Source organism: Actinoplanes sp. NPDC051388, from assembly GCF_055586225.1.
Genome location: NZ_JBVJIP010000002.1, coordinates 359,235 through 373,665, shown reverse-complemented (window position 1 = coordinate 373,665; position 14,431 = coordinate 359,235). Strand labels below are relative to the sequence as shown.

The 14,431-nt window shown below is 65.0% G+C and carries 11 protein-coding genes, 1 tRNA gene and 1 pseudogene; 5 read left to right on the top strand and 8 right to left on the bottom strand.

Translation table 11 applies throughout. The features are described 5' to 3' along the window. Positions 1-33: 33 nt before the first annotated feature. Positions 34-121 (top strand) — tRNA-Ser (locus ACZ6TI_RS05935). 157 nt (positions 122-278) lie between these two features. Here the strand turns inward: ACZ6TI_RS05935 and ACZ6TI_RS05930 are convergent. Together ACZ6TI_RS05930 and ACZ6TI_RS05925 are read right to left on the bottom strand one after the other, a co-directional pair. Then, the gene (locus tag ACZ6TI_RS05930; RefSeq protein ID WP_465343855.1) at positions 279-758 is read right to left on the bottom strand and encodes a hypothetical protein; all 480 of its coding nucleotides are present in this window, start codon (positions 756-758) and stop codon (positions 279-281) included. 376 nt (positions 759-1,134) lie between these two features. Next, positions 1,135-3,198, bottom strand: a complete 2,064-nt coding sequence (locus ACZ6TI_RS05925; RefSeq protein ID WP_465343854.1) for a hypothetical protein — start codon at positions 3,196-3,198, stop codon at positions 1,135-1,137. A gap of 268 nt (positions 3,199-3,466) precedes the next feature. On the opposite strand from ACZ6TI_RS05925, the gene ACZ6TI_RS05920 reads away from it, so the two are divergent. Beyond that, positions 3,467-4,246, top strand: coding sequence for a hypothetical protein (locus ACZ6TI_RS05920; protein ID WP_465343853.1), 780 nt, complete (start codon positions 3,467-3,469; stop codon positions 4,244-4,246). Between the two features lie 533 nt (positions 4,247-4,779). Continuing rightward, entirely contained in the window at positions 4,780-6,834 is a 2,055-nt protein-coding gene (locus tag ACZ6TI_RS05915) for a hypothetical protein (protein WP_465343852.1), read from the top strand. Positions 6,835-6,846: 12 nt separating this feature from the next. Here ACZ6TI_RS05915 and ACZ6TI_RS05910 read toward each other — a convergent pair. Beyond that, a pseudogene (locus ACZ6TI_RS05910) lies at positions 6,847-7,029 on the bottom strand (hypothetical protein); the annotation flags it as partial. 111 nt (positions 7,030-7,140) lie between these two features. Here ACZ6TI_RS05910 and ACZ6TI_RS05905 point away from each other — a divergent pair. After that, positions 7,141-8,751: a hypothetical protein gene (locus ACZ6TI_RS05905; protein ID WP_465343851.1), complete on the top strand. Its 1,611-nt coding sequence runs from the start codon at positions 7,141-7,143 to the stop codon at positions 8,749-8,751. Here the strand turns inward: ACZ6TI_RS05905 and ACZ6TI_RS05900 are convergent. From ACZ6TI_RS05900 to ACZ6TI_RS05880, 5 genes are read right to left on the bottom strand one after another with little or no spacing between them, the layout of a single operon-like run. Beyond that, complete coding sequence (locus tag ACZ6TI_RS05900; RefSeq protein ID WP_465343850.1) at positions 8,748-9,398, bottom strand: hypothetical protein; 651 nt, start codon at positions 9,396-9,398, stop codon at positions 8,748-8,750. The genes ACZ6TI_RS05905 and ACZ6TI_RS05900 overlap by 4 nt on opposite strands. Before the next feature lie 43 nt (positions 9,399-9,441). Beyond that, complete coding sequence (locus ACZ6TI_RS05895; protein ID WP_465343849.1) at positions 9,442-10,527, bottom strand: aminotransferase class V-fold PLP-dependent enzyme; 1,086 nt, start codon at positions 10,525-10,527, stop codon at positions 9,442-9,444. 13 nt (positions 10,528-10,540) lie between these two features. Beyond that, positions 10,541-11,971 carry a hypothetical protein gene (locus ACZ6TI_RS05890; protein WP_465343848.1) on the bottom strand — a complete coding sequence of 477 codons (1,431 nt, stop codon included), beginning with the start codon at positions 11,969-11,971 and terminating at the stop codon, positions 10,541-10,543. A gap of 19 nt (positions 11,972-11,990) precedes the next feature. Further along, positions 11,991-12,437, bottom strand: coding sequence for a hypothetical protein (locus ACZ6TI_RS05885; protein ID WP_465343847.1), 447 nt, complete (start codon positions 12,435-12,437; stop codon positions 11,991-11,993). Positions 12,438-12,495: 58 nt separating this feature from the next. Beyond that, positions 12,496-13,626 carry an acetyl-CoA C-acyltransferase gene (locus ACZ6TI_RS05880; protein ID WP_465343846.1) on the bottom strand — a complete coding sequence of 377 codons (1,131 nt, stop codon included), beginning with the start codon at positions 13,624-13,626 and terminating at the stop codon, positions 12,496-12,498. A 37-nt stretch (positions 13,627-13,663) separates the two neighbouring features. Between ACZ6TI_RS05880 and ACZ6TI_RS05875 the strand changes: the two genes are divergently transcribed. After that, entirely contained in the window at positions 13,664-14,095 is a 432-nt protein-coding gene (locus tag ACZ6TI_RS05875; protein ID WP_465343845.1) for a PH domain-containing protein, read from the top strand. Positions 14,096-14,431 lie beyond the last annotated feature (336 nt).

Here is a 14,431-nt window from a genome sequence, read left to right as displayed (position 1 = left end):
GCCCGGATCTGGCAGACTGAACCAGCCATAACGGGAGGGCTCGCCTAGTGGCCGATGGCGCCGGTCTTGAAAACCGGTGAGGCGTTCCGCGTCTCCGTGGGTTCGAATCCCACGCCCTCCGCATCCTGAACAGCAGAAAGCCCCGCTGACCAGCGCGGACACCGGCCAGCGGGGCTCAGTCTTAGTGATCGCTCGGTCTCATTCGATCTCGCTGTGACTCGCTTGATCTCACTACTTGCGACGAATGCGCGACAACGAACCTCGGGCATCAGCCCAGGTCAGAGGTCGCCAAGCGCCACCGCGATGCGACGCCGAGCCGCCTCGTCCTCCCCCTCGATGCACTTGGCGTAGACCTTGAGCAAGACGTTCACGCTGTGACCCGCCCACTCGGCCACCTGAGTGGCGGGCACCCCCGCGTTGAGCCACAGGGACACCGCAGCGTGTCGCAGGTCGTAAGGTCGCCGGGCGAGCGGCGACCTCTGCTCAGCAAGCGTGAACGCCTTCTTGCGGGCAGTGCGCCACACTCGCGCGTAGGTCTCCTTCGAGACCGGGCCGCCGCCGTAGCCTCGGGTGACGAACAGGCGGCCGTCGCCCGTCTTCACGTGTTCCGCGATGTGCCAGCGGAGCGCCCGGACCAGGATGGGCGCTGCGGGAACCAGCCTGGTCGCCGTCTTCGCCCGGTGCTTCAGCTCCCGATCCTCACGGACTGCCGTCCGAGACCGTCCCCAGCCCGGCACCGCAGCGCAGACGCTCGACATGGCGGCTGCTCTCCCTTGCCCCCTACTTCTTCCTGATCATCGCTGTCATTGTCGGCCTTCTCCGGTGAGCGCCACCGCGATGGAAGGCAAGCAGGAACACACATCGACGCGACCGGAGTGGGAGTGCAGCAGGTGTGGGGAGACATGGCCATGCGCTGGCGCGAAGACGGACCTACTGACTGAGTACGCCAACTGCCTCGGGCAGCTCCTGCTGTACCTCGCCCTCCAGAAGTGGGACGCCTTCGATGACTTCGCAAACAACGGTGAACTTCTGACTGACCTTGACGACAGATTCCTCGATTGGGTGCCACGCCTTCCGGCACGCTTGCCCCCGTCACAGGGATAAAATGCGGCACATAAATCAAAATGGATGATCTTAAGTGCTCGGCAGTCCAATGACGTCAAAGAAGGCTCTGTTGCGCTGGTTCGCGACATCCAGCAGTCTATCGAAGGAAATTACCTCGATGTACGCGTCGTATGCATTCTGGTATCCGAAGTACCCGGAACCGTCGGCGGTCTTGTTCAATTGATGGATCTTGCAGCGTCGCTCAAGAGACGGAGTTATGTCGGCAATCACGTAGCAAAATCCGGGAATCGAATCAGCGTTCGGTATCGGCCTTCCCGCCGGCGTCAGAACTCCACCATCTCGGACCTTCTGAAGGTATTCCAAACATTGCTCAATAGGATCCTTGTCGGATCCGGAGGCGGCATCGTTACGCATCGGTCGCTTGATCTCGATGATAGAGAGGGCAGCCCAGCCAGGCCGTCCGCCTTCTCCGACGAGCACCGGCGTATCCGTCAGTTGCAACGCCAAAAGGTCGGGTTCCTTCAAGGACTCAGACCCAGTGATGGACATAGACTTCAAGGTCTTGTCGGACGCAAGGAAGTTGTGAAATGCAAGCCGCTCATCGACTATCCAAAGATTGCTCGCCCGAAGCGAGCCGTCATCGGATGTCGTGCGCATCGGCATGAGGAGGTTGTGGATGTAGTCTTCTCTGTTGTACCTCCCGTCGTCCTTCTTACCAATGGCCTGCTGCAAAAGATCCAGAATGAGCTTTCGGCGGGAAACGTAGGCCGCAAGATCAGATTTCTTGACGTCCTCCACCTTAGCCAAGTAGTCGTCAAGCCTCTTAACATATTCTTCATCCGTAAGGTCTAGGATGGCTTCGCCCAGAACCTCCTGGCCTTCTCTTAGAATTTCGGCTTCTAAATCGGTCAGCCGTTTGTGTAGTTCGAGTTCCAGGTCTTTGTCGCTCAAACTTGGGTTCACGCTAAGACCAGTCTCATTTAGGCGATTGAGCACAGGCCGATATCGCGGAGCCTTCTGGCTTACGAAGGACGCCACTCTTGCATGCCCTTTAGCCCGCGCCGCAACGAGGCTTTCACGGAGGTAGCTTTCTACGCGCGTGAGGACAGCTTCTCGAATGCCGGCCTTTGTTAGCTCGATCGACGGAATGAGTTCCGAGGTGTCCACCTCCTCCTGTGGCACTTCGTCGCGCACCTCGGGGAGGTCGAAGTCGGTTCTCTCCGGCCTTACATGTTCATCTAGATAAGACGACGTAAGATAGCCCGAATAGACAAATTCGCCTTCATCGTCCGATAGCGCGCCATGAAGCCCTGGAATCTTGCCAGAAATTGGTTCATCTTCGACGACCCGATTCGCGGCACACCACTTCAAAGTAGGCTTACTTTTGGCGGAAGTCTTTAGCTTCAGGTGAATCAGATCGAACGAGTGCGCTCCGACCCTGAATTGTTCGGACTGCGATGAGGATCGCATGTATTCGTCGAACTGCGCTTGTAGCTGAAGAACATCATTATCGTCGAAGACGATCATATTGGGGGCGCCTCCGGCTCGCACGAAGTACCATAGGCAGTGCTCCAAGAGGTCCCTTGCTATCGTCGAAGCCTTCTTGTGAGAGCCTTGCTGGTATCTCTTGTTGAATCCGATGAGACGCACCTGCGTGTAGGTTTTGTCGTGTTCTGCCTTATACAATTGATGGTTGGAAACGCCGTCGGCTGCGGTAAAGGTGAAGGTGCGCATCATCGCCGTGCCTTGATCGTCGAAGACACTCTCCACCTCTACTCGCCGAAAGGCCTTCAACCAAAGAAGCCTACCGACGCCTCGGCATCCCTTTCCAATCTTGTAATCGGTATCGAGAGTCTCAAACGAATGCATGTTTGCTTCAGTGAAGCCAGCACCATTGTCGTGAATAGCGAATTCGACAATCGGTTCCTGAGGTTGCTTGCCGGGAAGCTTTAGATCCAACGCGCCCTGTGCGCTGCGAACTATCCGTATCATGATCTCGCCGACACCAGCATCTTGATAGGTCTCGTCGATCGATTGGATCGAGTTGACGACGGCTTCGAAGAGCGGGAAGAGGCCATGATGCGGCTGAAGTGGCGTGTTTCTAAGCCGTCCAGTCAGCGACGTATTGATCAACGAGCTGTCCCCTCGCACGCGGAAGTGACAGCGAGTATATTCCTGCCAGACTCTCTGCTACAGGCCACCAGGCTGCCATATTGATGCAGATAGAGAGCCGGCCGGAGGCCAGCCAGCTCCGCTCAGGCTGTGACGCGCCTCTGGGCAATACGCGTTCGGAATGGCTTGATGCCTCGGCGCACGTACGAGTGAAGAGCCTGCCGAGCTGGCCGCTTGGACGAACCGAAATCCGTCGCTAGAGGAACGGGTCACGACTACGGTGCCGCAAATGGACAAGGCGGACGAGGACGCACTCAAGGTCATCTACCTGGAGCTCGGACGGGTCGCGCTCTGGGCTCAGCGGCTAGACGGCTCAGGCACGGGATTCGACGTCGCCCCGGCCAGCGACCTTGCCAGCGCCGACCTCGCGCTGGGCAATTACCGCCTGAGCCACGCCGCATGGATCGCCATCGGCCATGCTGTCGACCACCTTCAGATGCTACGACTGGCCTTCGGCGACCGCGTCCACCTCCAGTTGTACGCGCCTTACACGCTCCTGCGTGCTGCGATTGAGAATGCGGCGACCGCGGTGTGGATGCTCGTACCTGACTCCGGATCGGACCGTATCGTCCGGCGGCTCGGCCACGCGGCTGGCGACATCCGCGCCAGCGAGAAGCTCAAAACCCTCATTGGTAGTCCAGGTCCGCGGACCCTCGAAGAGCGCCTCGACGACCTCCGTGCCATCGCGACGGCACAGGGCCTGGACGTGAAGAAATCATTGCAGACCGCGGGCTGGGGCGAGATCGTCGGCGTCGCGGGCGCGGAGGTCGAATCCGGGTCGACGCTGGCCAAAGCGATGTGGCAGGTAGGGAGCGGCATCGCACACGGCGACTTGTGGGCCACCCTCACGGTGCCGAAGACCGTTGCACTTCCGGGCGCTCCGGCCGGCGTCGGATACCTGCAGATCACCGCCGGGCTCAACGCGCTCGCCATGATGCTCATCGTTGCGACTGACCTCACCGCGAAGGCGTGGGAGCTGTTCGACCGGCGTCGCCGGCCGCCCGCCTGAGGGCAAGACCTCGACCGAGCTGAGCTAACGCGGTCTCGCGATCGTTCTCGTCTGCCGTGGCGGGATCATCGCTGAAACAGGAGCGTGCGATCAGGGCGCGACAACGTCCGTGCAACTGTCCGTATTTCAGCAGTTCAGCGGCTCGTAGCGCACGGTCTTGAAACCGGTGAGGCGTTCCGCGTCTCCGTGGGTTCGAATCCCACGCCCTCCGCTCCAAGTACGCAGAAGGCCCCTATGACCAGCGCGAACGCTCGGCGGAGGGGACTCTTGCCGTACCGGCGTCGATCTCACTCGGTCTCACTCAATCTTGCTCGGACTGGCACCGCTGCCCACATGCGGCCCAAAGTTCGGCGGCCTAGCCTCCACGCGACCTAGCGTGGCTGCTCGGGATGCGAACGCAGTTGTGCGCAACGATCCGTGGCTACCTCTCCAAGGCTAAGCGTCTTGTTCATCGGAAGATGACAGGTGACTGCCGTGAAGGCTGGCGCACGCCTCTGCTTGATTCTCACGATCCAGTGCGATGGAATTAGGCGGTGGATACCCAGGTTTCATTTCCGTCGTTGGCCGCGGCGCTTGCAGGTCGGGCGATGGAGGGGAGTGCCCAGAAAAGCTTCTGCATTTTCAGGACTGAAAACTTCTTCGTGAATCCTCAGCTCGTAGTGCAGGGAGGTCTCGATGACCTTGCATCGCCGGTGATCCTGGTCTCCGCACGTGGGGCGGCTGGTAAGAGTCGGTCAGCTGAGGAGCTGTCTCGCCGGTTGAGTACCCCTCTATGGAAGTTGGAAGAAGACAAGGCCGTCAGCGGCACATCTCTTCAATTCACTCTCGGTCGCTATTTGAATGTAGCCGATGGTCTAGCCGCAATTGGAGATGGGCCTTCTCCCGTTATCCTAATTGACTCACTAGATGAGGCTAGAGCCCGCGTATCTGGAACCTCCTGGGATGAGTTTCTTGAGTCGATCAGCGAGGCTGTGAGTCATGGGTGCAGATTCGTCCTGTTCGGCCGGGAACGCATTTTGGAGGAAGTCTGGCTGAACCTGGCCGACTCAGTTTCCTCTATTGCATGGCTTGAGATCTCTCATTTTGGGCCGGCCGAGCGACTTCAGTATGTCGACGGCGTAGTGCGACGGCGCAGCAAGAATGAGGCTGTCCTTGAAGGCTCATATTATGAGGCGGCACGTGATGCCGTGCTCAAATCCATTGTTAGCTCGGTTCCCAATCAAGCAGCCGACGAATTTTCTGGGTACGCACCTGTACTTGACGCCGTAGCCGCAGTCCTTCTACGAGAAGAGAATCACTTCTCGGTATCCAATACATTCGGCACGCAGGCAGGCGGGTCCCGCCACCTTCAAGAGCTAAAGCGGATCCTCGATGATCTACTGGCTCGCGATCAGGGAAAGATGAAGCCGGTTGCGACCCAACTCGGGATCGATCCATCACTTTCGTTCACGCCAGATGAACAGATCGATTGGCTCTGCCACGATCTAGAGGGCGGGCAAGCCCCGGATTTGTCTCACATCACGGATCCTAAGCTGCGAAAAGACTACGTCGACAGCGTGCGGCCCTTCCTCAATGATCATCCTTTCCGCAATGAGTTGAGATGGGCCAGCACAGTTTTCGCAGCGTATATCGCATCTAGGCGTTTCGGAACGGCCATAAGCAATGGTCGTCTCATTGAGATTGGAAACGATTCGAGTCTGCTGTTTGACCTAGTAGCGCTAGAAGACGGCGAGCCGTTTATCGACGAGTGGCAGTTCGCGGCTCTGCATGCTTCAATTGCTGCGGGCGAGTTCAGCGGCGCGTTAGCGTCTGTGACTGCCTCGGAGGTGGGAGAGGGCCAGTACGACGCGTCGATCGGACTGATCCGGTCCGGCGTTTCTTCGAACACCAACCTCACGCTTATCTCCGAAGCCAGTCAGCAGTTGACACTATTCGGCCCCCTGGAGGGCCTTACTATCTCCACCTCCGGAGCTTTAAGGATTCCAAGCTCGGGAATTCCCAAGGTGCTTGGTCCCGACCTATTTCTTCATTGCCGAGATCTGACCATTGAAGGAGAGACGCTAGAATTTGCCCACCGGCCAACTCTTAAATCTGACTCCGATTCCTCTAGTAGCGGCGTCGTCATTGAGGTTGAGCGTAGCATTCAATTGCCACATGTCATCGCCCGCGACCCGTCGCCGGGAGAATTTGAACTGCGCATCGCCGAGAGCGCGGTTCTTCGTTACCCATGGACGAATTATCGCGAAACGCTACTGCCCTCGAAGACAGCTGACCCAGGCGATCGCGCGGTGCGATTCCTCAAGATGCTCATGAACCTGACTCGCACGCACGGGCATACTGGCGAACGAGGCGCTTTTATGATGAAGCTGCAAGGTTGCCAATCTCTGAAGGGCGACGACTTCAAGACAGCAGTCGATGTGCTGGTACGACGCGGCATTGCCCGAGTCGAGGGTGTGATGATTTACGTCCGAGCCGAGTATGAGGCTTACCGTTTCAGTGGAAAAACTATCCCCGGACAAAGGTTGATCGATGACGTATGGGAGTTCTGGCAGCCTGTTTCGCAGGAGATCGCTGAGGGCATCCGCTGATCAGTGGGTACTCTAGAATCTTGGGGGCGTACTCTTCGATTTCGTTATTAAAAGCGCTGGCCGCTGAATGGCGGCCGGGTCTCGGTAGCGCTCGTGGACGAAGCATTTGGTGCCCTCGGCGTTGATGAAGACAAAGTATTCGATCGTGCCGGGGTCCTTGGACCGGACGATCTCCATCGACCTGGCCACCAGGCGTTTGACCTCGGATCTTCAGCTTCGTCGTGCCCCACATCTCGTTCGAGGCCGACGCTGACACCGTTCGGCCCGGGACCTCGCCGCCCGTCCGCAAGCACTACGTTGGTGCCGATGTCGGAGTCTGCATACGCATTGAGCTCGGTCGAGGCGCGTCTCGTCGAGGCGGTGGTCGCCGGGCGGATTCTGGATCTGGCCGGGTCGGGGCCGGTCGACGAGGACGCCATGCGGTCCTGGGGTGACGACCGCACGATCCGGGCTCGGGTGATCCGCGACATCGTGCGCGGGCGGCTGGCGCCCGACCCGGATCCGCACGGGTTGAGCCTGCGCGGCGCCCGCATCGCCGGCCGCATCGACCTGCGCAACATCACCAGTTCGCTGGACGTGGCTTTGACCGCCTGCTTCCTGCCCGGTGGGCTCATCCTCAACAACGCCGGCCTGGCCGGCCTCGACCTGAGCGACTCGGTGATCGAACAGGCCGCCGGCTCGACCACGGCGCCCATCAGCGCCGCCGGGTTCACCGCCCGTCATCTGCTGCTCGCCGGTGCCCGGGTGACCGGCGCGGGCCGTGCCACGGTGGAGTTGGTCGATGCTCGCCTCGGCGTGCTGGACTGCGATCGGGCACAGCTGCGGAACGACTCCGGAACCGTGTTGTTCGCCGACCGCCTGCGGGTGGAGCAGGCGATGTTCCTCCGGGACGGATTCACCGCCGTCGGCAACAGCAAGGTCGGCGCCGTCATGCTGATCGGCGCCCAGATCACGCTGCTGGGGTGCGGCGAGGCCCGCATCGAGAATCCCGCCGGGCCGGCCTTGGCGGCCGATTACATGCGGGTCCAGCAGAGCGCCTATTTCAACCAGGGTTTCGTCGCGATCGGCGCGGGTGCGCTGGGTGCGGTGCGGCTCAGCGGCGCCCATCTCGGGCTGCTGGAGTGCACCGGCGCCAGGATGGAGAACGCGAGCGGGCCGGCCCTGCACGCCGAATACCTGAAGGTCGACCAGATCCTCTATCTGCGCAGCGGATCTCTGAAGGGTTCCGGCCGATCGGCATTGGTGGACCTGCGCGGCGCCGCCGTCGGTGGTGAGCTGTGGCTCGACGCCACGCGGCTGATCCGGCCGGACGACGATCCGGGACCGCTGGTCGGGCTGGACGGCGCCACCTACAGCGGCATTCCGCAGCCGTCGTCGGTGGACGGCTGGTTGACGCTGCTTCGCGACCGGACCCGGTCCTATGCGGCACAGCCCTACCAGCAACTGGCGGCCGTGCACCGCGCCGCCGGGCACGACCGCGAGGTCCGCACCATCCTCATGGCCCAGCGCCGCGACCAGATCGAGCGCCGCGCGATCACCGGCTGGGACCGCACCTGGGCGCGGATCACCGGCCTGACCCTCGGCTACGGCTATCAACCGTGGCGCGCGCTGCTTCTGCTGCTCGCCGCGCTCGCGCTCTCCATCGCCGCGGCCCTCACCGCCGGCCAGCACGGCGGGCTCACGCACACCAGCCGCAGCCCCACCCCCAAGGCCGCGTGCGGCGCGCTCGAGCAGGTCGGCGTCGGCCTCGATCTGGGCACCCCGCTGCTCAAGACCGGCGCCCGGGATCAGTGCGCGCCCACCGCCACCGCCGCCGGCCAGGCGCTCACCGCCGCCGGTTGGCTGCTGCAGGTGCTCGCCTGGGCGTTCGCCGCGCTGTTCGTGTCCGGCTTCACCGCCGCTGTGCGTAAGACCTAGGGGTCGATCAGGTAGGCCAGGAACAGCATCGTGGATGCGTGCGCCGGGATCTCGGAAAGCTCGAGGCGGCCGGGGCGATGGCTCATCAGTTCCGTGCCGTAGACGGACCACGGTGTCGGGACCCGGCCGCTCACGTGCGCGGCGACCAACTCCGGGGTGAACCAGTGCCGCAGCGCCGCGGGCTCCGGGGTGCGGATGCGGAAGGCTCGATCGAAGGCGGGATGCCCGGTCGCCGTCTCGCCCGGCCCGAACATTCTGTTCTTGAGTCGTGAGGCGGCCCCGCGAGGCTCGACCGCCGTCTGCGCGATGGGACGGCGAAGCACTGCGACGACGACCACGTGGTGGTGGGTGTTGATGTTCGTGCTGTCGATCGCCTCGGTCACCGAGTACTCCGCCACGCTGACCGGACGGCCGTGCAGCACGGTGGAGAAGAGCGGGCCCACGCCGTCGCGGTTGCCGCCCGGCAGCTGCCGTCCCCAGTCGACGTTCGGCGACAGCGAAAGGGCCCAGCCGTTGCGGTTGGCCCAGTCCAGCATCCGCGCCCGCTCGAGCCGCCGGTTGCGCACACCGAAGACGACGGCGAGCGCGATGATCATCGAGAACACGACACAGAGAGCGCCGCCCACCACAACGATCGGGTTGTCCATGCCGGACCTTCTCAACCATCGATCTTCGGCGCAACCCCGCCAGTCAGGATTCGTTCAGCAGCGCGCAGGCCTCGCGCAGTTGGTCGGCGGTGTTGAACAGGTGCGGGGTCAGCCGCACATTGCCTTCGCGGCTGGCCGCGTCGATGCCGGCGGAAGCCAGGCGGGCGACCACCGCCTTCGCGTCGGCGCCGCGCGGGCGCAGCACCAGCAGGTTGGAGTCCGCCGGGCTGAGCACCTCCCAGCGGTCGCGGTCGACCGATGAGAGGGCGACCTCGATCAGCGTCCGGTCGTGGGCCGCGATCCGCCCGATCCCGATCTCGGTGAGCAGGGCCACCGAGGCGGCGAACGGGTCGTTGTTAAGGAAAGCCGCGGGGCAGAAGACGTCGAAGCCGCGCGCGCCGAGGTCGCGGACCCGGTAGTCGCGCATGTGCTCGAGGTCGCCGCCGGCCTGCTGCGCCAGCCAGTACGCCTGCCGCGGCGCCAGTTGCTCCCGCAGGGAGGGCCGAATCCAGCTGAAGCCGGTGCCATATGGGCCGCACAACCACTTGTAGCCGCACGCCGACACCGCGTCCACCGGCGTCGCAGCGACGTCCAGCGGCCGGGCGCCGACCGCTTGTGACGCGTTGACGACGAGGAGCACCCCCGCGGCCCGGCAGGCGTTGCCCACGGCGTCCAGGTCGACCACCGCGCCGGTGAACGAGTCCACCCAGGTGACCGCCATCAGCCGGGTGCGCGGCCCGATCGCCGCGGCCAGCCGCTCGCGGGGGACCGCCCGCACCTCGACCCCGGGCAACGCGAGGAACGGCAGCACCGTGGCCGGGTAGTCGCCTTCCACCACGATCACCTCGTCCCCGGGCTGCCAGGTCAGGCCGTTGGCGACCAGGTGCAGGCCGTGCGAGGTGCTGTTGCCCAGCACGACGTCGTCGGGTTGGCCGCCGACGAGCGTGGCCAGCAGCCCGCGCAACCGGGCCGGACGCTCCTGGAAGGCCTCGTCCGGGATGCGATGCGGAGCCGCCTTTTCGGCGATGGCCCGCTCGGCGGCGGCCACCGCGACAGCAGGCAGCGGGCCCTGGTGGGCGGTGTTCAGCCAGATCCGATCACCGAGGCCGGGAAACAGGTGGGACCACACGGGACCATTGTGCCTATTCGCGCGGGCTGACCAGGCTGACCTCGGTGGGTGCGCCGGGCTTGCCGCCCGCGGTGGACCGGTAGTCGGGCACACCGACACACGTGAAGATCAGGCCGTCCAGGGGCTCGCCGAGCAGGCCCTCCATCTCACTGTCCAAAAAGGTCATGCCGGTGGCGCCGGCGCCCAGCGCGTACCCCAGAAGGTGCAGGCGGCCCTCCACCAAGCCGGCGCCCAACTGCGCGTCGCGGTAGTCGCGTGGATCGAGCGCGCCCACCGACGAGGCCGCGATGACCACGAAGGCCGCATCGCGGGCGAGGCCCTGATCCAGCGCGATGCGGTAGAACTCGTCGCGCAACGGCCCGGGCCGCACCACCTCGGTCAGCGCCGGCCAGCGGTAGAGGCCCGGCTCGATCTCGCCGACGTCGTGCACCGCGACGTAGTGCGGGAGGTCGATGCCGCGCAGCGCGATCTCCATCGACGTGGTCAGCGTGCTCAGCGGCAGGCCACGGCTCGGATCCATCCGCCGCGTCGAGCCGCGGGCCAGGATCACCGTCTCGACCGGATCGGACTTGTCGTCCGGCACCCGGATCGGCAGACCCTCCGGCCACGCCGCACCCCAGGACGTCTCGTCGCCCGCGCGCTGGGTGCTCGTGACCAGCGGAAACTCAAGTGGCGCGGCATCCACCTCGCCGGCCTCGGCCGGGCCACCCGCCTCGACCGCCGGGTCGTCGCCGGCCAGCGTGACCACCGCCACCGGCCATTCGTGCACGCCGTCCGCGCCGACCAGCTTGCTCACCTCGGCGTCCGGGAAGCGGCTGTAGAGCGCGGCCGGAATGCCCGCCGACTCGGCCGCCGCGAGGAGCTGGGACAGCATGGTGCCGGCGTCCCAGAAGACGTGCCGGTAGCCGCGCTCGCGGTAACGCCAGCCGGTGCGCCACGGCACGCCGGTCGTGATGATCGCCGGAGAGGCGGCGCGCGGCGGCGGGCCGATCCGCACCAGCGCGTGGTCCTGCGGGTCGTACCAGTGCACGCCCGCGGGCAGGTCGAGCCCGGCCGGCACGCTCACATAGAGCTCCAGCGGGAATCGCCCGCCGGCCGATCCGGCGGCCCGGAAGAGATGGGCGCCATAGGTGCGCTGCGAGGTGCGCACCACGCCGGAGGCGAGAAAGAGCAGGCGGGCGAGCTGCGCCAGGTCGAGCTCGGTGGCCGCGACCTCGGCGGTGCCGGCCAGCACCGACACCGTCGGCGCGGTGGTCTCCGGAAGATCCTTCGGCAACGGTACGCGGGGCAGCGAAGCCGGGTACCTCTTGAAGAACCAGGGCAGCCGTGCCAGGTCGTTGACCTCGAGATCCTGCACGATCAGCGGATCCGGATCGGGATCGGTCCACTCCCGACCGGGCGAGTAGGACGTCAGCCGATGCAGCGTCTGCGATGCGTTCTCCACACACCGACGCTACTAAAGATCAGGCGGCCAGCGATACGTTCCGCTTGCGCTCGGTGAACACGCGCTTGAGCAGCGCATCCAGGTGCCAGACGAGGTCCGGCCGGGCCACCCGCATCTGGAACCGCTCCCGCACCCCGTCCACCGCGGTCGCCGAGATCTCCACGGTTGCGTCGCGCTCGTCGGGGCTCCACGCGACGTGGGCCAGGTGCCGCAGGTTCGCGTTCAGGTGCAGCCGCAGCCGGTGCAGCACCCGGGTCTCCCGGGTCACCACCAGCCGCCGGGTGGTGAGCAACATCAGGGAGTCGCCGGAGGCGGGCGAGTCCGGCAGAGAGCAACGCGTCACCAGAACGGTGGCGTCGTCCGGGTCGACACACTGCCGGAACACGGGCAGGTGACGGCCGACGGTCGGATTTGCCACGCCGGCTTCGGCGGCGGTCAGGAGGAACGTACGGTAAAAGACGTCCATATGGTGTTTAACGGTGACCGAACAGCGAAGTCTCGGCGGTCACCCTCTGAATATCGGATTACAGAAGCTCGACGATGGTGGCATTCGCCATTCCGCCGCCCTCACACATCGTCTGCAGGCCGTAGCGAACACCGTTCTGTCGCATGTGGTGCAGCATCGTCGTCATGATCCGCGCGCCGGACGCACCGAGCGGGTGACCGAGCGCGATCGCGCCGCCCCGCGGGTTGAGCCGGGACGGGTCCGCGCCGGTCTCCGCGAGCCAGGCCAGCGGCACCGGGGCGAACGCCTCGTTCACCTCGTAGACCCCGATGTCGTCCAGTGCGAGGCCCGCCTTGGCCAGCGCCTTGCGGGTGGCCGGAATCGGCGCGGTCAGCATGATCACCGGATCGTCGGCGGCGACCACGGCGGTGTGCACCCGGGCCAGCGGGGTCAGCCCGTGCATCGCGGCCCAGCGCGAGGTGGTCACCGCGAGGGCCGCGGCGCCGTCCGAGATCTGCGACGCGGACCCGGCCGTCACCACGCCGTCGGCCTGGAACGGCGTCTTCAGCCCGGCCAGCTTCTCGATCGTGGTGTCCCGCCGGATGCCCTCGTCCTCCGCGCAATCCGGCAGGTCGGCGATCTCCATCTCGAAGTCGCCGGCGTCCTGCGCCTTGGCCGCGGCGGCGTGGCTGCCCAGAGCGTATTCGTCCAGCTGCGACCGGGTGAAGCCCCAGCGTGCGGCCACCATCTCGGCGCCCACGCCCTGGTTGAAGCTGTTCGTGCCGTATCGGGCCAGAATCGCCGAACCGTACGGATCCTCTCCCTGTGCGGAAGATCCCATCGGCACCCGGCTCATCGACTCGACGCCGCCGGCCACCACCAGATCGGCCTGCCCGGAGAGCACGGTCGCGGCCGCGAAGTGCAGCGCCTGCTGACTCGATCCACACTGCCGGTCGAGCGTCGTGCCGGGCACCGACTCGGGCCAGCCGGCCGCCAGAACCGCGTTCCGGCCGACGTTCCAGGCCTGCTCGCCGACCTGCATGACGGTGCCCCACACCACGTCCTCGACGAGCCGGGGCTCAACTCCGGACCGCTCGGCCAGCGCCCGCAACACGTGCGCCGACAGGTCCACCGGATGGATGCCGGCCAGACCACCGTTCCGCTTGCCGACGGGCGTCCGCACCGCCCCGACGATCACCGCATCACGCATGCTCTCGACGGTACGCGTGCCTGCCATAGTGGGTCACATGTCTGGACAGCCCTGGCGGATCAAGCCGGTCCTCCCGGTGACGAAGGGTCTCGGCGCGGTCGCGGTCGTCGTGCTGGTCTTCGCCTTCGGACGCGACGATCGGGTGCAATGGGTGCTGGCCGGCGCGGTCGCGGTCGGCCTGGGGATCTGGGCGCTGCGCGATCTGATCGCACCGGTCCGCCTCGCGGCGGACGCGTCGGGCGTCACGGCAGTGGCCGGCTTCGCGCGCCGTCGTTGGTTGCCCTGGTCGCAGATCGAGCGGGTACGCCTGGACCGCCGCGAACGCCTCGGCCTCAGCACGGAGTTGCTGGAGATCGACGCCGACGACGCGCTGTTCCTGTTCAGCATGCACGACCTGGGCGCCGATCCACGTGACGTGCTGGCCGAGCTCGAAGAGCTGCGCGCGGAGCACGACAAGTCCGCGTCCTAGGCGGGCGTGGGCTCTGCTCGGAGCAGGGTGCGAATCACCCCAGCTGTGGGCGGGCGGGTGGGCTTGCTCTGCACACCCATACGCAACGCCCCAGCCCGGCCGACGCCCGGGATTGCTTTTCACACGCCTGGGGCGCCGGGAGGAGCGCTGCCCTCTCGGGTCGCAGAGCAGTTCTGTTTCCCGAGAGGAGGCGCTGGCTGTCAGGCCGCAGAGCCGCTCTGCTCCCCGCAAGGAAGCGCTGGCTGCCAGGCCGCAGAGCCGCTCTGCTCCCCGCAAGGAAGCGCTGGCTGCCAGGCCGCAGAGCCGCTCTGCTCCCCGCAAGGAAGCGCTGGCTAT